Raw genomic sequence first — 224 nt, 5'->3', positions numbered from 1 at the left:
TGACTTGAAGAAAGAAACGATCAATAAGGCGGTTAAGGAATTAGCCGCAGATGTGCGGGAAGTTGACACGGATCATTCTACCTCTTATGTGGAATTGAAAGACTTTGTACCTAGACACAACTCTCAGGTTATCCCCAAAGAGAAAGTGGGGGAAGCCTTGCCTTGGGTTCATATTGCCATCAGCAATGCCAAGCGACAGCTGATAAACACATTTCATGACATCA

The 224-nt window shown here is 44.2% G+C and carries 1 pseudogene; it reads left to right on the top strand.

The window, feature by feature from the left end:
• A pseudogene (locus tag EII41_RS13975) lies at nt 1-224 on the top strand (IS1595 family transposase); the annotation flags it as partial.

Origin of the sequence: Tannerella forsythia (assembly GCF_003860135.1) — a bacterium.
GTDB lineage: Bacteria > Bacteroidota > Bacteroidia > Bacteroidales > Tannerellaceae > Tannerella > Tannerella forsythia_A.
This window is presented reverse-complemented; position numbering and strand designations above follow the sequence as displayed.